Genomic DNA, 18,854 nt, shown 5'->3' with positions numbered 1-18,854 from the left:
TCCTTTAGAGGACGGGAGTTGTATTATTTATTTACGCTTCATACTTTGCAGCAGCGCTTTATCCTCGTCACTGACGCGGAAGGATTCGCGGCATTTCTGCAGGGCTTTGTTATAAGTAAAGTCGTCGAGCGCATTATTTTGCAACAGTGTCATAGTTTTATCACGCTGTTTGATAAAGCACAGCGATAATGCCCAGGCTACAGCCATTTTTACATAATAACCTTCGTGCCGTACAGCGTTCAGTTCCTTCAGGGTATCATCGATATATGCGTCGTCGTTGTAATAATTCATCAGCATTACGACAGCGAAACGCAGTTCATATTCATTATGTGAAGCCAGATAGTGCTGCAGAAACCTGCGTCCCTGCTGCTGGTTTTTTCTGAAGGCTTTCAAACTGCTGCAGGTAACGTCGCAGACAGCCCAGTTGTCGATGCGGGGGACAAAAAGCTTGAGATATTCCAACAGTTTTGTAAAATCAATTTTCAGCAAGCCTAAAACCATACCACATAAAGTTGCTTCCTCGCTGTAGTGGAATGGTTTCTGCAAAGCTTGCTGTAAATAGTCTGGATATTCTCCCTGACGGACGATTTCTGACGCCAGCTGCCGCAGTACGGGTATACGTATGCCAATGATGTTAGTGGTGCCGGGGCACAGGTCACTGTGGAATTTTTGGTATTTTTTGTCCTGCAGGCTCAGCAGGCGTTCTCTTAATGCTTGCATCAGTCAATATTCCTTTCCTGTGGCTTGATATGCTATAATTATAACGTATTTTAAAAAGCTTTGTAAATCAAGGAGGATTTATGCTTAATATTGGTTGTCATTTATCATCGGCTAAAGGCTATTTACATATGGGCAAGGAAGCGCTGGCTATCGGTGCCAATACTTTTCAGTTTTTTACACGTAATCCCCGTGGCAGTAAGGCTAAAGCCATTGATCCGGCGGATATTGAAGCCCTGTTGCAGCTATTGGAAGAACATGCTTTTGCGCCGCTGCTGGCGCATGCCCCCTATACGCTCAATCCCTGTTCAGCTGACCCTAAGGTGCGTGAATTTGCCCGTATGGTGATGAATGAAGACCTGCAGCTTTTAGAATTGCTGCCCGGGACAAGATATAATTTTCATCCCGGCAGTCATGTGCAGCAGGGGGCAGAGCAGGGGATAGAGATGATCGCTGAAATCTTAAACGAGATTTTGCAGCCACAGCAGCAGACAACAGTGCTTTTGGAAACCATGTCCGGCAAGGGCAGTGAAGTAGGACGTAATTTTACTGAATTGCGTGCGATCATCGATAAGGTGGAACTGCAGGAAAAGCTGGGCGTGTGCCTGGATACCTGCCATGTCTTTGACGGCGGTTATGATATAGTCGGCGAACTGGATAAGGTACTGGCAGAGTTTGATAACATTATCGGGCTGGAACGGCTGCTGGCGATCCATATCAATGACAGCTTGAACGGACTGGGCAGCCACAAAGACAGGCATGCCAAAATAGGCCAGGGAAATATTGGTCTGGAAGCACTCAGTGCTGTTACCAATCATCCTCGGCTCAAAGATTTGCCTTTCTATCTGGAAACTCCGAATGAACTGCACGGATACAAAGCTGAAATAGAGCTATTAAGATCATTATATAAGTGGTAATAAAAAACAGGCTGACGTTTAAACGTCAGCCTGTTTGCTTAAAAACTTACTTGGCCTCAGCAACAGCTTTGTTGATATCAGCAATAAGTGCTTCAACATCAATGCCGTGAGCGCCTGCGCCCTGTCCGATAGTTTCGTAATGAGCTGCCATGCAGCCTACACAGCCCAAACCATATTTGGCAAATACTTCCAAAATTTCAGGATGTTGTTGAACAGCATCAATGATGCCGGTATCTTTAGTAATAATATCCACTGATAACCCTCCTTTAACAGGTACTTTGATTTGTCAGAGAGGCGTGTCTGTGTTAAAATGACAACAGATGCCTGAATGACTTCATGTATGGATATATTATAGCACAGAAAATGTAAAAATAAAGCTGTTAGTTGTGGCAGAAGTGCAAAAGAAATGTGAGGGATAAATGATGGAAATGGAAGAGCACGCAGAAGCATATGCAGCAAGTCTAAAAAGAGTACAGGAAAGCCTGCAGGCTTATCCGGAGCTGAAAGTAAAAATTTTACCGGGATCGACCCATACGGCAGAACTCGCAGCGCAGGCTTTGGGCACGACACCGGGGCAGATCGCTAAAACTTTGTGCTTTTTAGCCGATGGCGAGCCGGTATTGATCGTGGCCTGCGGTGATAAGAAAATAGATACTAAAAAATGGGGCCGCGCCATCGAAGCGAAAAAAATAAAAATGGCGGATGCGGAAACTGTCATGCAGGTAACCGGCTTTGCTCCAGGCGGAGTGTGCCCGTTTGCGCTGAGGCAGCAGGCTAAAGTTTATCTTGATAACAGTCTGAAAGAATATGACATTACTTTTATTGCAGCTGGTACGCCGCACTCGGCTTTGCCGATCAGCGCGGAAATGCTGGAAAAGGTGACGGGTGGGACCTGGGTCAACGCAACTAAATAGTCAGTGTTTATTTGGCAGAAGGTGAAATTTTCGCTTTTCTGCCATTTTATTTTAGTATGTAAAAAACTCAGGGCTTTGAGGGTATTGCCGGATACAGGTAACGAACAAGGTGGTTTAGGTCCGTCTGGTGTGGTATAATTTATTTGTTGAAAATTTACATTAGGAGAAGTTTATGAGCGTTGATAATAAATTTTTAGTGCGTGACAAAATAAACGTGAAAGTGACCGGCTTAGGCAGCAGTGGTGAAGGTGTCGGTAAGGTAGACGGCTTTACCATTTTTGCACATGGCGCTTTAACTGGTGAAACAGTAGAAGTAGAACTGGAACGTGTCAAGAGAAACTATGCATCGGGTAAGGTAACGTCTGTTCTGGAAGCATCACCTGACCGGGTGGAGCCGTTATGTCCTGTTTATGAAGCCTGCGGCGGCTGCCAGCTGCAGCATTTAAATTATGCTGGGCAATTGCAGGCTAAAGAGCAGCAGGTGCGTGATACCCTTTTGCGGATCGGACATTTGCAGGAAATCAAAGTTATGCCGATCATCGGCGAAGACGATCCGTGGCATTATCGCAATAAAATGCAGTTCCCGGTTGCATTTGAGAATGGCATCCTGGAAATTGGCTGCTATGCTGCTGCTACGCATAAAGTAGTGGGCGTGGAAAGCTGCCTGATCCAAAAGCAGCGTAATAATGATATAGTTGCCGTTGTGCGTCAATGGATGCAGCAATATGAAATTCCTGCTTATAATGAAAAAACAGGCAAAGGCGTAGTGCGTCATATTATGGGACGTGTTGGCGTCAATACCGGCGAAGTGATGGCCGTTATCATCACCGCCGGTTACGATCTTCCACACGGGAAAGAACTGGTAAAAATGCTGCGCGACGCTGTACCGGGCTTAAAAAGCGTGGTGCAGAATATCAACAAAAAACAGACCAATATCGTCATGGGTAACAAAACACGCTTATTATATGGTAAAGCGACGATCAAAGACAGGTTGGGCACTCTGAAATTCAATATTTCAGCCCAGTCGTTTTTTCAGGTCAACAGCGTGCAGGCCGAAAAACTTTATAACAAAGCAGTGGAATTTGCTGCATTGAGCGGTGCGGAAACTGTTGTGGACTGTTACTGCGGCACAGGTACGATTTCTTTGTATCTGGCTAAGCACGCGCAAAAAGTTTATGGAATTGAAATTATTGCTCCGGCTATTGAAGATGCCAGACGCAATGCGGAAGATAACCGCTGTGATAACGCGGAATTTATTTTGGGCGATGCCGCTGTCAAAATGCAGGAACTGGCAGAACAGGGAGTGCGTCCGGAAGTAGTGCTGCTTGATCCGCCACGGGCCGGCTGTGAAGAAAAGGTGCTGGCGGCCATTGCGCAGGTCAAACCGCAGCGGATCGTGTATGTTTCCTGCAATCCGGCTTCGCTGGCCCGCGATCTGGCCTATCTGGAACAAAACGGTTATCAGGCGGTGATCGCCCAGCCGGTAGATATGTTCCCTATGACGCATCATGTGGAAACGGTCGTGTTGATGACGAGGATTGTAAAATAGAATGATTACCAGATTGTGTAATTTGCTCAGATTGGAAAGCAATAAGGTTAAATTAGTCATTTAGATAGTAGACAAGGAGCAGTAACAATATGAAGATTTCCAAGAAGGATGCTTTGGCCTGGTTTGAATTTTTTGCGCAGCTGCCTGAGGGCGAGCAGCTGCTGGTTAAACAGCAGGAGCTTGTTTATGCTGCCTTTGCGCAGATCGAGGCCGCAGTCATAAAAAGAAATGAAGAGCTGATGGCGCAAATACCCGGTTTGAAAACACTGAAGCAGAGAACGCTTTTTGTGGGACCGGAAGATAAATTCCCCGCTGGCTGCCGGTCCTGTTTGCTGGGCAGCGGGCTGACTGCTATCAGAAAAACAAATAAATGTAATTTGCAGTGCAAGTTTTGCTATAATTACGGTGAACTTGATGCTATTGAGCCTGTAGGCGAGGGTATTTGGGTCATTGGCGGGACAAAGTTTTATGAGAAGGATCTTGATCTGCTGCTGTCGATCCATAAAAAGCCCACAGGCGTTGCCTATGTTTATTTAGAACCTTTTATGGAAATCGAGAAATATTATAATATTATTCAAAAATTTAACAAAGCAGGTATTTATCAGCATCTTTATACCAATGGTACTTTGGCTACGGAAACAACGCTGAAAGCGTTGGGGGAGGCCGGTCTGGATGAACTCAGGTTTAATTTGGGAGCCTCCGGCTGCGCCGATAAGGTGATTGAAAATATCGGCCTGGCTAAAAAATATATCAAAAAAGTCGGTATTGAAACACCTATGACGCCTGAGTTTTTTGAAAAATTCTTTGTAAAAAAGCAGGCTATCTTGGATACGGGTCTGGATTTTATCAATTGTGCGGAGCTGCATTTGAATGGCAATAATATCGATAATTATTGGGGCGAAAAAATGTATATTGCCCGTCATGGCTATATCTCACCGATCTGGAGCCGTGAACTGACCCTGCGATTTATGGCGGTCGCTGACAAAGAAAAATGGGATTTAGTCGTACACGACTGCTCTAATGATACCAAGTTTGCCAGAGATCTGCATTTAGGTGCGCAAGAGGGGAAATGGTTTGGCGCCAGCAGTTATACAGCTGAATTTTTAGAAATACCTTATGCTGTATTTTTACCGGTGCTGCGTGACGATGATTTTCATTTTTTAGTTGAAGAAGAGCTGCCAGACGGCTATAAACCGGGAGAGATGCTTTTTTAGAAGGAGTGGCACCATGGCAAATATCATAGAAATAACTGATATTTCTGTTCCTGAACTGGAAGTATTTGCACAACTGACAGAGAAGCAACTGCGCCATAAGCTGGAACCGGAAAAGGGTATCTTTATCGCTGAAAGCGGCAAGGTCATAGAGTTGGCACTGGCGGCTGGCTGTGAGCCTGTTTCCTTGTTGATGGAACGTAAGCAGCTCACCGGTCAGGGCAAAAATATTCTTGACCGCTATGATGATGTTACAGTCTATACCGGTGACAGGGAGGTGCTGGCCGGCTTGACTGGCTACAGGCTGACTCGTGGTATTTTGTGTGCTATGCGCCGCCCCCAGCTGCCGCCGGTGCAGCAGATCTGCGCCCAGGCCAGCAGGGTGGCAGTATTGGACAATATCACAGATGCGGCCAATGTGGGAGGAATATTCCGTTCGGCAGCGGCGTTAGGTGTTGATGCCGTGCTGGTGATGCGGTCCTGCTGTGATCCTTTATGCCGCAAAGCCGTACGTGTCAGTATGGGAACGGTATTTCAGATACCCTGGACTTATATCGAAAATGGTATTGCACCATTGCAAGAACTTGGGTTTAAAACAGCGGCGCTGGCTTTGTGTGAGCAGGCCGTCAGTATTGATGACCCCAAGCTGATGGCTGAAGCCAGGCTGGCTTTGATTTTTGGTACTGAAGGCTACGGCTTAGCTCAGGCTACGATCGATGCATGTGATTATGTGGTGCAGATACCTATGGCGCATGATGTGGACTCGCTTAACGTTGCTGCGGCAAGCGCTGTGACGTTTTGGCAGCTGAGACATCAATAATAAACAGTTAAAAATGGTTGCTTTCGTGTGAGAGGTGACGATCATGAATTATAAAGTTTTGGATATGGAAAAGTATTACCGGAAGGATATTTACAGACATTTTACGATGGACTGTAAATGTTCTGTTATGATTACGTCCAAAATCGATGTGACCGATTTGGCAGTGTATTCGCAACAAACCGGGACTAAGTTTTATATCAATTTTCTGTATGCCCTGACCAAGGCGCTGAACAGCAGAGATGATTATAAAATGCGGTATTTATATCAGGAAGACAAGCTGGTAGTGTTTGACAAGATCAACCCTGCCCATTATGTTTTTCACGAGGATACTGAAACTTTTACAATAGTTTACACTGAGTTCAGTGAAAATTATCAGGAATTTTATAACAACTGCTGTGCTGATATTGAAAAAGGCAAACAGACCCGTATATATGGGCTGGATGGCAGTAAGTTGAATTATTTTGACGCGTCCTATATTTCCTGGTTGTCCTATGAGGCGCTGCATGTAGAATTGCCTGATGGGCATCTGCATTTTCCGCCGATCATTAACTGGGGCAAATATAAAAATGAAAACGGCAGATTGCTGATGCCTGTAACTGTAAGGATGAATCATGCGATCGCCGATGGCTATGTAGTTTCCAAGGCTTTTTGGCTGCTGGAACAGGAAATAAAATTATTGATTAACGGTTAAGAAGAATTTATAAGTGCGGAGAGGTAAGCAGATGATAACAAGGCAAAAATATCAGGATTATATCAGTGTGCTGAAAGAGGAATTGATTCCGGCGATGGGCTGTACTGAGCCGATCGCTATTGCTTATGCCGGCGCTATTGCCAGAAAGCACTTGGGCTGCCTGCCGGAGCGGGTAAAGATCGAGGTCAGCGGTAATATCATCAAGAATGTCAAAAGTGTTATCGTGCCCAATACAGGCGGTCTGCGCGGCATTGAAGTGGCGGCAGCTGCTGGTATCGTAGCCGGGGATGCGGACAGGGAACTGAAAGTTATTTCGGAAGTGAGCGCGGCAGCTGTTGACGCTATCCACAGCTTTTTAAAAGCGGTGCCGATAAGCGTTGATTTTTCTGACAGCAAAAAAATCTTTGATATTATGATCACCGTTTATGGCGGCGGTCATTCTGCCTATGTCCGCATCTGTGAATTCCATACTAATGTTGTGGAGATCAAAGAGGATGATAAGTATGTGTTGCAAAAGGATGTTGCGGTAGAGGATAGTCTGGGTTTTACAGACCGCGAATTCATGAATGTACAGGAGATGCTGGAATTTGCCGATACTGTAAAAATCGAAGATGTCAAAGAGCTGCTTGATCAGCAGATCTCCTGCAATGTCAATATTTCTGAGGAAGGACTGCGCGGCGATTATGGCGCTAATATCGGCAAAGTGCTTTTAAAGACTTATGGCGACAGCGATGTGAAAATCAGGGCTAAGGCTAAAGCTGCCGCCGGTTCTGATGCCAGGATGAACGGCTGTGAGATGCCGGTAGTTATTAATTCCGGCAGCGGTAATCAGGGGATCACGGCTTCCATACCGGTAATAGAATATGCTAAAGAGTTAGGTGTTTCCGACGAGCGGCGTTACCGTGCTTTACTGGTTTCCAATCTGATCACGATCCATTTGAAATCCGGTATCGGCAGACTGTCTGCCTACTGCGGTGCCGTTAGTGCCGGCTGTGCCAGCGGTGCAGGGATTGCTTACCTGTATGGCGGCGGTGTCGATGAAGTATCGCATACGATCGTCAATTCGCTGGCAATAACTTCAGGTATCATCTGCGACGGCGCAAAAGCCTCGTGCGCCGCTAAAATAGCTACAGCTATCGACGCCGGGATTTTAGGCTACCACATGTATAAAGAAGGTCAGCAGTTCTATGGCGGTGACGGTATCGTCAGCAAAGGCGTCGAGAATACTATTAAAAATGTAGGACAGCTGGCCAAAGAAGGTATGGCGGCGACTGATCAGGAAATTTTGCGGATCATGACGAAAACAGGAAACAAATAAGTGCAGCAGCCCGCTCAAAGGAAAGTGATAATATGCGGATAAAAAAGAAATATATCTATATTGCTTTGGGCTTGTGGGCGCTTGTAACAGTAACTTATTTTGCGCTGTGCAAAATAGCCAGTGATCAGGCTCTGCTTATTTTCAATAAAGCTATGTCTACTCAAAAAGTGCTTAAAGGCTCAGTGACGATTAGCAGTATCGAGGCCGATATTTGGGGTCGGGTTGCCTTTAAAAATCTTGTCTGGCTGGATACGGATGGTCAGCCTATAGTGCATGTGCCGCAGGGGCGTTTTAAGGTACAACCGTGGGACATCATTACCAGAAGCATCAGTACAGCGACTATCCGGGAACTGGAATTGGACAATGCTTTGTTTGCTGTAAGATTCAATCGAAAGATGCAGCTGGATATTTTTGAGCAGGAGCAGGCGAAAAGAGTTATTGACCGTGCAGAACAAAAAGAAGCTGTTTTGTTGGGGAGTGAAACTGCCGCTGAAGCTGAAATACCGGCTCAAGACAGTCCAAAAGTGCAGGAAAGCCGGCAGAGGCGGGAGAGAGCAAGACATGAGTTAAATCTTGATTTGGAAAATAAGCGGCTGAAGCTGCAGGTTATTCTGAATAAGTGTACTTTAACTGCCGGGTACCGTAACCGTTATTTTGTTCTGAACGACGTCAATGCCAAACTGGATATTGATACAAAGAAAAAACTTGCTATCGACTTTGTTACCGGTAAATTCGGCGGCACCATGGTCGGCGACGGGTTGGCAATCAAAGGAGATATTGATTTAGCGCAGCAGATTCCGCATTATGATCTGCATTTGGAGCTTTATAATGTGCTGCCTGCTTCGCTGGGGATAGCAGACATCAAAGATACGGTTTCGGTTACTGCCGGCGTCACCGGCGAGCTGCCGAGCCCGGTTATCGACGGACATCTGGAGTTTAAAGAACTGAATATTCCGGGACTCCATTTTTCCAAAGTCAGAGGTGATCTGCATTATGAAAATGCTCTGCTGAAATTTACTAATGTAACAGGTAATGTTTTTGGCGGCACAGTCGAAGCCTTTGGTGATTATCATCTGGATACAAGATATTATAATATTGATGCGCTGGGCCACGAACTTCTGGGCAGCATTGCCGCCCGTAATGGCAAAATAAAATGCAAGGTCGAACTGGACTTTAAGATCCGTTCACAAGGTGATCCGAAAACCGCTTTGACTTATGGCAGCTTTAAATCAGGGAAGGGGTCGTATTATATTATTCCTTTCGAAAGCATCAGCGGTGAGTTTTCCAATCAAAATAAACGTCTGGAATTTAAAAATGTCGTTATTGAAACGAAAATGGGTATAATTAAAACTAATGCTTTTGATATAGTGGACGGTAAACTACATATTGGTGAAATTTATCTGGAAGAGCCAGATAGCGGAAAAACTATTAAAATAATCTGACAGAAATGCTTCAGAAAATTGGGAGGAAGACGGCGATGGGCAAATATAAAAAACTTTATGGCACGCTTTTGCTGGGACTGATTGCCATTATTATTTTGCTGACTGCTGTTTTTTCCTATAGCAGAAGTATTGAAGAAAGTTATAAAGAAGAAAATATCAACTCCCTGAAAGAGCTTTCTAATCAGGGGGCTTTGATGCTGAATAATGAAATCAAAAACAAACAAAATCTTTTGGTAGAGCTTTCACATGATGTCAGCCGGATTTTTGCCAACGATCCACAGGCGGCCGCTGTCTATTTGAAAGAAGCTGCCGCACGCAATAATTTTAAACGAATCGGAGTGGCGTTGACAGATGGACGTGCTTATACGACTGATGACATTGAGCTGAATATTTCAGAACGTGGGTATTTTAGCAGGGCCCTGCATGGTCAGATGACTGTTTCGCGTAATCTGGACGATTATACTGATGGCGGTAGGATCGCTGTTTATGCGGTGCCGATTCTTTCTGATGGCAGTGATAAGCCGATCGGTGTTTTGTTTGCCACTTACAGTATGGATACCTTTAGAAAAACTATTGAGGTATCATTTTTCAGCGGCGCCGGTTATTCGTATGTGGTGCAGGAAAATGGTGATGTAGTAGTTGATTCCAGGCATCCGGAAAGCTTTAAAAATTTAAAAAATGTTTATGCGGCTTTATTGACGGCAGACCCGAAGAATAACAAAGACAGCGCTGAAAAGCTCTGGCAGCTGATCAACAGCAAAAAAGACGGGTATATAGAATTTTATAACGGCAGCCAGAAATATATGTACTGTTCCCCGATCGGCGTTAATAACTGGATGTTGCTTACAGTTACGCCTGCCAGAGTTATTGAAGATAAGACAAATATGGTTTTGCATAAAACGTATTTGCTGGGCATCTTGCTGATAGTTATTTTTTTACTGTTGCTCTGGCATATCATGCGTATCCATACCCGCAACCAAAGGGAACTGATGAATATCGCTTATGTGGATGAGATTACCGGCGGTTATTCTTTTGCCAAATTTTTTAAAGAGGCCGAACCGCTGTTGCGTGCTGCTGATAAGAAAACGGCAATTGTTAGTATGGACATCGACGGATTTAAATATTTTAATGATATGTTTGGTTATGAGGAAGGCAATGACCTTTTGCGTTATATCTGGCAGGAAATAAGAGCAAGCCTGAATGAAGGCGAAATATTGGCGCATGGTGTTGCCGATACCTTTATCTTTTTGCTGCGGTTTGATACGAGAGATGAACTGCTTTGGCGTATCAACGATTTATGCCTGTATTTAAATCACTATATGACTAAGAGCGGTCAGGTCTATAAGCTGTCGCTTTCGATGGGTATTTACGAGGTCGACGGCGAAACAGACGATATCGTCAGTATGGCGGACAGAGCATATATTGCCCGGCAGACAATAAAAAATAAAGGCGATACGGCGTGGGCTTTTTATGACGGTGCTGTCCGTGATAAGCTGTTGCATGAAAAAGAAATTGAAAGCCAGATGGAAAGAGCCCTGGCTGAAGGTGAATTTATTGCTTATTATCAGCCGAAATACAGCACAAAAGAGCAGAGGCTCATAGGAGCAGAAGCTTTGGTGCGCTGGCGTCGCAGCGATGATGTTATTGTGCCGCCTTATCAGTTTGTGCCGCTTTTTGAACGTAATGGTTTTATCAATAAGCTTGATCGCTACATGTTCGAATTGGTATGCAGGCAACAAACATTGTGGCTGGGTGAGGGTCTGGCTCCTGTGCCGATCTCGGTCAATATGTCGAGGATGTGCCTGTATGATCCGCATATAGTTGACGAATATATCGGCATTTTGGAGGAAAGTAGCCTGCCTGCTGCTTATGTCAAGCTGGAACTGACGGAAAGTGTTTTCTTTGAGAATACCAGTATCATGAACGGTGTGATCGAAGCGCTGCACAAAGTGGGGATCAAGGTCTTGATGGATGATTTTGGTACCGGGTATTCATCGATGATGATGCTTAAAAACGTGGATATCGACGTACTGAAGCTGGATAAAAGCTTTGTAGACGATATTGGCGATGAGCGCAGTGAAAAAATCATTTCCAACATTATTTATCTGGCCCATTCGCTGCAGATAGAAGTGACTGCCGAGGGTGTGGAAACTAAAGCACAGTTTGAATTTTTGAGAGATGTTGGCTGCGATTATATCCAGGGCTATTATTTTGGTAAGCCGCAGCCGGCAGAAGCTTTTGCGGACCTGCTGCAAAAAGAAACCTGGAACGGGAGTGACGCTGATGCTGATACGAAAAGCTGAATTGCAGGATGCGGAGACCGTGTATGTCCTGATGTGTGAATTAGAAGAGCAGGTTTTGCTGCAGTCAGAATTTATCAGGATCTTCAGCAGTTTATTGAAACTGCCGGAACATTTTTTACTGATTGGTGAAATCGACGGCAGGGCAGCGGCTTTTTTACATTTGCGTGTGGAGGAGCAGCTGCACCACGCTGCTAAGATCGCAGAGAGCTTAGAATTTGACGTGGCACAGGCATACCGCGGCAAGCAATTGGGACAGCAATTTTTTGCTCATGCCAAAAAGCTGGCCTGTGAGAACGGCTGCCAGCAGCTGGAATTGAGCAGTAACAGGCTGAGGGAAAAAGCACATTCTTTTTATGAACGGCAGGGTATGCATAAATTTAATTATAAATTTACGCTGCCTTTGACCGGCAGTGCGGTAAGTGAAAATAAATTGGGCATTTAAAAGCAACGGCTTAACGGCCGTTGCTTTTTGTCTGTGCTCCATGCTGTGAACCATCGTTTTGTGGTACAATAAATATATATTTTTAACGAGCGGAGAAGAAGAATGATTGATTTATACAAAGTACCGTTAGGGTCAACAGCCAGAAATTTTTTTGCGGCTGCAGCAGAAAAAAACTACAGTTATGATGAAGCGTTGCTGGTGCTGCCCAGCAGACTGCTTGTTGAACATACCCGCAAAGTAAGCAGGGGACAGGCAGTAAGTTTTGAATATTTGACCAACCGTATCGTAACCTTGAACAGACGGCTGCTGGATCTACCGGCAGAGGCTAAACTGGAGCTGATCTCCCGTCGGACGCAGGAACTATTAGTAGGCGATTTACTGCATCAGCTCAGCAAGCTGCAGGGACTGGACTATTTTAGCAAACTGGCTGATAAAGAAGGCTTTATCAAAGCTATTACCGGGCTTTTGGGGCAGCTTTCCCGCAGCGGTTCGACACAGGAAGAAATTACTACGGCGCTGCTGGAATGGGAAGAACGTAATCCGGCCTATGTAATGAAGGACCGTGAAGTAGCGGCTTTATATAATCTTTACCGTAATAAGCTGAAACAGAAGAACTGGTACGATGTGGAAGGACTGTACCGTTTGGCGGCGGCAGTTTTAGAGAAGCCGCAGGCCAGCTTGCCGTGGCAGCATTTGTATTTCAGTGAATTTTATCATTTTGACGCCTTGCAGCGGCTGATCATCAAGGCATTGTCTGCGCATTGCCAGATCAGTATCGGCTTGATGTATGAGCCGAAGCGTCCGGAAATATTTGCTGCTGTAGAACGCAGTTATGGTTATTTGAGCGGTTTTGCCTGGCAGGCAGAGCTGAGCCAGGAGGTTGTAGAGCGCAAGCCTGCCTTGCAGCATTTAGTTGACAATTTGGGACGCAGCGGTGGTTTGCCTCTGGCTGCTGCTAACGGTATAGAATTTATTGAAGCGGGTGACAGTGAGAGTGAAGTGCGGGCTGTGCTGCGTTCGATCAAGGAAAAGCTGCAGACAGGAGCTGCTTATGGCGATTTTCTGGTTGCTGTACGTGATTTTAATACTTACAGCGGCATCAGAGCTGTTTGTGACGAATATGGCCTTCCAGTGACTTTGCCTGCGGCGGCTTCTTTAAGTGCGCAGCCTGTCTGTGAATTTCTGCGACTGCTGCTTGCCGTGGCCGCAGGCGGCAGCGAAGCTGTTGCTGCCTATTGGCGGCTGCTGAAATGCGGCGTTGTCAAAATGGTCTATGATTTTGATGGCGAACAGCTTAACAGATTAAAGCAAGACCATTTATACAGCAGCCTGCAGCAGCTGCGCAAGGCTGTTGCGGACAAAATTGACGAAATAGGGGAGGCGCAGTGGTCGGCTGAGCTGAGCGAGCTGGAGGCATATCTGGATAAAGTGCCGCGGCGGGCAACGGTGGCTGCTTATGGCGAAGTTTTAAAGGGCGTTTTGGAAGCTTTGGCACTGCCGGATAAGGTCGGCGCAGAGTACAGAAAGGGCAGAGCACAGCTGCGTGAGGTCAAAAATCTGACTGAAACAGTAAGACAGCTTGTGGAAGTGCTTGATACTCTGCAGGAAGATTATCAAAATGGCGGGTTGGAAAATATTGCCTTGAACGCCGCCGATTACAGCAGACTGTTGCTGACTGCCTGTGCCGAACGGCAGGTAGTTCTGACGGCTGCTGACAGTGAGGGGATTTTATTCGGCGAAGCGGCAAATTTACAGGGGCTGCTGTTTAAGTATGTATATATTATGGGGCTGCGTGAAGGTGAGTTCCCGCGCAGTAAGAATGAAAGCTGGATCTACAATGACAGTGAGCGGGTGGTTTTAAGCAGCGTCGGCGTCGAACTGGAGAATACAGCCTGCGCTTATGCGGAAGATAAGTTCTTTTTTGCAGCGGTAGCGGCGATGGCGACAGAAACGTTGACCCTGAGCTGGTACAGTGACGATGCGGCCGGTGCGTCTGCTTATGTGGAAGATGTAGAACGTTTATATGCCCCCGGCAGTATTGTAAAATGCAGAGCCGGGCGCTGCGGTCTGCAGCAGTCCTTATCAGAGCAGGAACTGCTGCAGGGATTGGCGCAGGCTGATCCGGAGCATAACTGGCTGTTGGAGCGGCTGGGGGCTGATTGGCCTCTGCGCAGCAGTATCGAAAAAATACGCAGGCAGGGTGGCAGTATTTATAAGGGGATCATTGAAGACGAGCGGCTGCAGCGGGCTGTTAATGAGGCTGTAGGCGGTTTTTTCAGCGCCTCTTATTTAGAAACGTATGCCCAGTGCCCCTACAGATTTTTGCTGAGCTATGTCTGGAAACAACAACAGTATGAAGAACTTACTGAAACAGTGGAGCCGACAGTAGAAGGCAATCTGCTGCATGACGTTTTAGCACGCTTTATGGCCTTGCATTTGCAGGAAAAGCTGACGAAATATCCGCAAAAGCAGCTTGTAAGTCAGCTTGATGACATTATGACGTCAGTTTGTGAAGAATATATTGAAAATAATAAGATCGCCGTTACAGATTTTTGGCCATCGCAACGCCGGCGGCTGAATTTACTGCTGCGCCGCTGGCTGGAACGTGAGCTGGCTTACCAAAGAGAATGGGAACCTTTTGTGCCGGTAAAGATAGAGTGGGATTTTGGCAAAAATGGCAGTACACCGTTAGCGTTGCCGGTAGAGGGCGGCAAGATCTATCTGAATGGCCGCATTGACCGTATTGACAGTGATGGCAGAGGTTTATTTGTTACAGATTACAAACGCGGCGCAACACCGTCAGGCAGCGACTTAACAGCCGGCTTAGATCTGCAGATGCCGGTTTATCTGCTGGCCCTGGCAGCATTAGAGCCGCAAAATGTCGTACTTGGCGGCGGTTATTATTCCTTGAAGGAAGCCCGGCGCAAAGGCGGTTTTGCCTTGCAGTCCCTGGGCAAGACGCCTTTTACCATAAATAATAAACCGTTCAGTGAAGGCGCTGACCAGTGGTCTGACTTCAGTGATTTTTGCCGCATTACTATCAGAGGTTATGCCGATGCCTTGCATAAGGGTATTTTCCCTCCGGCACCGCGCAAGAAATGCCCGGAGTTCTGTCCGGGGAAAGATATTTGCCGCGCCTATGGCAATCTGGCAGCAGAAGGCGGTGAAGACAATGTTTGATTTTACTAAAGCGCAGCAGGAAGCAATAGATACTCTTGATCGGAACGTATCTGTTTCAGCCGGTGCCGGCAGCGGGAAGACTCGTGTTCTGGTTGAGCGTTTTGTCAATATTTTGAGGCAGAATCGTGGGCAGAACGGTAAAACGGTCACTGCCGCTGATATTCTGGCGATCACCTTTACCCGTAAAGCAGCAGGGGAAATGAAAGAACGCGTACGCAGGCGGCTGGCAGAATTGGAGCAGGAGGACGTTTTATATGCTTCCTTCTGGCGGCAGCAGCTGGAAATGCTGGAACAGGCACGGATCAATACTATTCATGGCTTCTGCAACAGCCTGCTGAAAGAAAATCCCGTAGAGGCAGGGCTTGATCCGGCTTTTCAAGTGGCGGAAGAAGTAGAAATGGATGAGTTTTTACTGCGTACGGTACAGCAGTTTGTCAAGCAGTGCCTGCGCGTTGGCGACAGTAATATTTTGCGTCTGGCTGACGAATATACAGCGGCTGATCTGGTGAAGCAGTTATTGATGGCTGTCCCCAGGCTGGATGAGATTTTGGGTTTTGGTGATCTGTCGCATCCTTATCAGGAAAGCTTGGCTGCACAAGGAGTTTTGCAGGAGCAGCTGCATTATCTGCTGATAGAGCTTGCAGAAGACAGGACAAAGGTCAAAGCGGCAGCCCACCGTCAAAAGCTGGAGCAGCTGCGTGAGAACCTGCCTCAGCTTTTAGAGGCAGCGGCGGACAGCAGCAGTAAAGAAAATATGACGCTGCTGGAGCGGTATGTGGGCAGATTGGCAGCGACCAGCAGCGACAAAGCTGTAGTCAAAGCGGCGAAAGATGTTTTGCAGAAACTGCGTTTACTGGCGTCTGACAAGGCTGCTTTAGAGCTGTTGCCCTGCTGGCAGCAGACCCTGACAGACTGCTGTGCTTATCTAAGGCAGCAGCAGGACCTTAATAATATGCTGGGGTTTGACGACCTGGAAAGCAGAGCATTGGCGCTGCTTTCCAACAACGATCAGGTCTGTGCCAAAAACAGCAGGCGCTATCAATATATCATGGTCGACGAATTTCAGGATACGAACGAACGGCAGCGGCAGCTGGTGTATTTGCTGTGCGGCGGCAATAAAGATGAATTACGCGGCAGGAAGCTGTTTGTAGTGGGTGATGCCAAACAATCGATTTACCGTTTCCGCGGTGCTGATGTCAGCGTATTTGCCCGCGTGAGACGCGATATAAAAGCCACAGGCGGCAGTAATATCGTTTTAGATGATAACTTTCGTACGGTCGATAAAGTGCTGGATCTGTGCAATCTGGCGTTTGCAGCACTGTTGGGTGAAGACCGTGAGCAGGACGTTTATTTTGAAGCCCTGAACGCCAACCGGGCAACAGATCTGATGCCGGAAATGCTGGCTGTCGCCTATGATAAAGACAGTAAGGACAGCCGCAGGGAAGCTGAAGCCGCCGTTATAGCGCAGCGGATACTGGAACTGCATAATAGCGAAGCTGTCGCTTATGAAGACATGGTGATACTGCTCAGTGCCTTGACTACGGCAAAAGGCTTTGCGGCAGCTTTGCAGCAGGCAGGGATACCTTATAATATCGTTGACGGCAAAGGTTTCTATGAACGGCAGGAGATCATTGACCTGATCAATCTGCTGGTATTTTTAGAAGACAGCAGCCGCAGTCTGGAACTGGCAGGTGTGCTGCGTTCACCTTATTTTGCAGTGGACGACGAAACACTGACTGCGCTTTTTTTAGAGCTGAACGGCAAGGGACAGGAAGCAGCAAACCTGTGGCAATTGCTGCAGCAGGATAACTGGCGTTTAGTGAGTGGCAGCCAGAGAGAAGGTTTGCAGCAGGCTGCCGGAGTATTGCGTGAGCTGCGGCAGTGCGCCCTTGTGATGGCTCTGCCGGAATTGCTGCATACCATTCTGAAAAGTTTGCATCTGGAGCCGCTTTTGGCAGCGCAGGACTTTGGTATGGAAAAACTGGCCAATGTCAAAAAAATGATCGCTCTGGCCGAGGCTTATACCACAGAAAAACACGGGACGCTGGCAGATTATCTGCTGCGTTTGCAGCAGCTGCGGCTGGCCTCGGCAAGAGAGGCGTCTGCGGCTGATACGGCTGGCGGAACTTCGGTAACGATCATGACGATCCATAAATCCAAAGGGCTGGAATTTCCTGTAGTCTTTGTACCGGCACTGGATGCCAGGGGCAAGGGCGATACGGATATGCTGCGGTTCAATGCCGCAGTTGGGCTGGGGATAAAAGTCGATCTAGGCGGCGAATTACAGGATACCAGCGTTATGACGGAAATCAAGGAAATCGAAAAGCAGCTGGATACTTCTGAAAAACAGCGGCAGTTATATGTAGCTATGACAAGAGCTCAGGACAGGCTGATCCTTTCAGGGGCATATGACAGCGGCAGCAGAAGTAAAAGCGAGACATGGTTCAGCAGTCTGCGTAATATTTTGCAGGACTATGATCAGTTCCTGCTGAAGGAATATAAAGCGGCTGAGGTAAAGCCTGCCGTTAGCGCAGCAGCAACAGCTGCTACAATTTTGGTCTCAGGCGAACTGCTGCAGCGTATCCAGCCGTTACCAGAGTATGGGCTGGCCTGGCAGCGCAGCTTATCGGCAACGGCGCTGCAAACTTATCTCTACTGTCCACGTTGTTATTATTACCAGTATATTTTGCAGATGCCAGGCTATGAAATGCAGAAGGAAGCCGGAGCTGAGGGCTATTTGCCAGCCTCCCTGCAGGGCGAGGTAATTCATAAGGCCCTGGAGCTGCTGGTACATGGATATGAACCGCAGCAGGCCTTTACAGCGGCGCTGCAGGCTTATAAGGTGCAGGGAAGTGCAGATAGAGCGCATGAGATCTATTGGCGCTATCTTAACGGGCCGCTCTATCAAAAGCTGCAGCAGAAGGAACGTAAAGCGGAAATCAGCTTTAACCTGCCGCTGCTGCGTGAGTTTGGGGTTGACGCTGCCTTTACTGGTTATATTGACTGCACTGTCTTTAACGGTGACGGAACTCTGACCATTATCGATTATAAGACCGGCTTGCCGCCGGGTGAGGATGAACCGCAGCAGGGGTATATTTATCAGCTGGCTCTCTATAAAAAAGCTGCCGCCGAATTATGGCAGCAGCCTGTCAAAATGGCGGAGCTGCATTTTCTGCAAAACAATTCCTGCTGGCAATTGTCAGTCCACAGCGATGTGTTGGCGGAAGCTGCCGATTTATGTAAGGAAATTTTTGCCAAACGTACAGAATGTGAATTTGCTGTGAAAAACAAATATTGTCAAAACTGTCAGTTTGCTTACTTTTGCCCGAAGCACGAATAAACAGCTAAAA

The 18,854-nt window shown here is 46.9% G+C and carries 14 protein-coding genes; 12 read left to right on the top strand and 2 right to left on the bottom strand.

The genetic code is table 11. From position 1 onward, the window contains the following. Positions 1-27: 27 nt before the first annotated feature. Positions 28-720, bottom strand: a complete 693-nt coding sequence (locus Q4G98_RS05805; protein WP_298565066.1) for a DNA alkylation repair protein — start codon at positions 718-720, stop codon at positions 28-30. An 80-nt stretch (positions 721-800) separates the two neighbouring features. Between Q4G98_RS05805 and Q4G98_RS05800 the strand changes: the two genes are divergently transcribed. Next, positions 801-1,634: a deoxyribonuclease IV gene (locus tag Q4G98_RS05800; protein WP_298565063.1), complete on the top strand. Its 834-nt coding sequence runs from the start codon at positions 801-803 to the stop codon at positions 1,632-1,634. Positions 1,635-1,680: 46 nt separating this feature from the next. Here the strand turns inward: Q4G98_RS05800 and Q4G98_RS05795 are convergent, their stop codons facing one another. Then, a complete protein-coding gene (locus Q4G98_RS05795; protein ID WP_177562109.1) occupies positions 1,681-1,887 on the bottom strand; it encodes a DUF1858 domain-containing protein in 207 nt (68 codons plus the stop codon). A 166-nt stretch (positions 1,888-2,053) separates the two neighbouring features. Between Q4G98_RS05795 and Q4G98_RS05790 the strand changes: the two genes are divergently transcribed. The 11 genes from Q4G98_RS05790 to Q4G98_RS05740 all read left to right on the top strand — a co-directional run bounded on the left by Q4G98_RS05790 (position 2,054) and on the right by Q4G98_RS05740 (position 18,844). Further along, positions 2,054-2,548: a YbaK/EbsC family protein gene (locus Q4G98_RS05790; protein ID WP_298565060.1), complete on the top strand. Its 495-nt coding sequence runs from the start codon at positions 2,054-2,056 to the stop codon at positions 2,546-2,548. A gap of 172 nt (positions 2,549-2,720) precedes the next feature. Beyond that, positions 2,721-4,097 (top strand): 23S rRNA (uracil(1939)-C(5))-methyltransferase RlmD, encoded by a 1,377-nt coding sequence (gene rlmD / locus Q4G98_RS05785; protein WP_298565057.1) that lies wholly within the window; start codon positions 2,721-2,723, stop codon positions 4,095-4,097. Positions 4,098-4,186: 89 nt separating this feature from the next. Beyond that, positions 4,187-5,311, top strand: a complete 1,125-nt coding sequence (locus Q4G98_RS05780; RefSeq protein WP_298565054.1) for a radical SAM protein — start codon at positions 4,187-4,189, stop codon at positions 5,309-5,311. 13 nt (positions 5,312-5,324) lie between these two features. Further along, entirely contained in the window at positions 5,325-6,128 is an 804-nt protein-coding gene (locus tag Q4G98_RS05775; RefSeq protein ID WP_298565051.1) for an RNA methyltransferase, read from the top strand. A 43-nt stretch (positions 6,129-6,171) separates the two neighbouring features. Beyond that, the gene (locus tag Q4G98_RS05770; protein WP_298565048.1) at positions 6,172-6,819 is read left to right on the top strand and encodes a CatA-like O-acetyltransferase, family 3; all 648 of its coding nucleotides are present in this window, start codon (positions 6,172-6,174) and stop codon (positions 6,817-6,819) included. Between the two features lie 31 nt (positions 6,820-6,850). Next, the gene (locus Q4G98_RS05765; RefSeq protein WP_298565045.1) at positions 6,851-8,137 is read left to right on the top strand and encodes a serine dehydratase subunit alpha family protein; all 1,287 of its coding nucleotides are present in this window, start codon (positions 6,851-6,853) and stop codon (positions 8,135-8,137) included. Between the two features lie 32 nt (positions 8,138-8,169). Then, positions 8,170-9,579: a hypothetical protein gene (locus Q4G98_RS05760; RefSeq protein WP_298565042.1), complete on the top strand. Its 1,410-nt coding sequence runs from the start codon at positions 8,170-8,172 to the stop codon at positions 9,577-9,579. A gap of 35 nt (positions 9,580-9,614) precedes the next feature. After that, positions 9,615-11,882, top strand: a complete 2,268-nt coding sequence (locus Q4G98_RS05755; RefSeq protein ID WP_298565039.1) for an EAL domain-containing protein — start codon at positions 9,615-9,617, stop codon at positions 11,880-11,882. Continuing rightward, a complete protein-coding gene (locus tag Q4G98_RS05750) occupies positions 11,863-12,324 on the top strand; it encodes a GNAT family N-acetyltransferase (RefSeq protein WP_298565036.1) in 462 nt (153 codons plus the stop codon). Before Q4G98_RS05755 ends, Q4G98_RS05750 begins: the two co-directional genes overlap by 20 nt. 102 nt (positions 12,325-12,426) lie before the next feature. Next, entirely contained in the window at positions 12,427-15,504 is a 3,078-nt protein-coding gene (locus Q4G98_RS05745) for a PD-(D/E)XK nuclease family protein (RefSeq protein WP_298565033.1), read from the top strand. Then, positions 15,497-18,844: an exodeoxyribonuclease V subunit beta gene (locus Q4G98_RS05740; protein WP_301961889.1), complete on the top strand. Its 3,348-nt coding sequence runs from the start codon at positions 15,497-15,499 to the stop codon at positions 18,842-18,844. The genes Q4G98_RS05745 and Q4G98_RS05740 overlap by 8 nt, the downstream gene beginning before the upstream one ends. Positions 18,845-18,854: the final 10 nt, after the last annotated feature.

The organism is uncultured Phascolarctobacterium sp. (assembly GCF_958349595.1).
In the GTDB taxonomy this organism is placed as follows: Bacteria; Bacillota; Negativicutes; order Acidaminococcales; family Acidaminococcaceae; genus Phascolarctobacterium.
The sequence above is the reverse complement of the archived record's forward strand: the minus strand, read 5'-3'. Positions and strand labels throughout refer to the sequence as shown.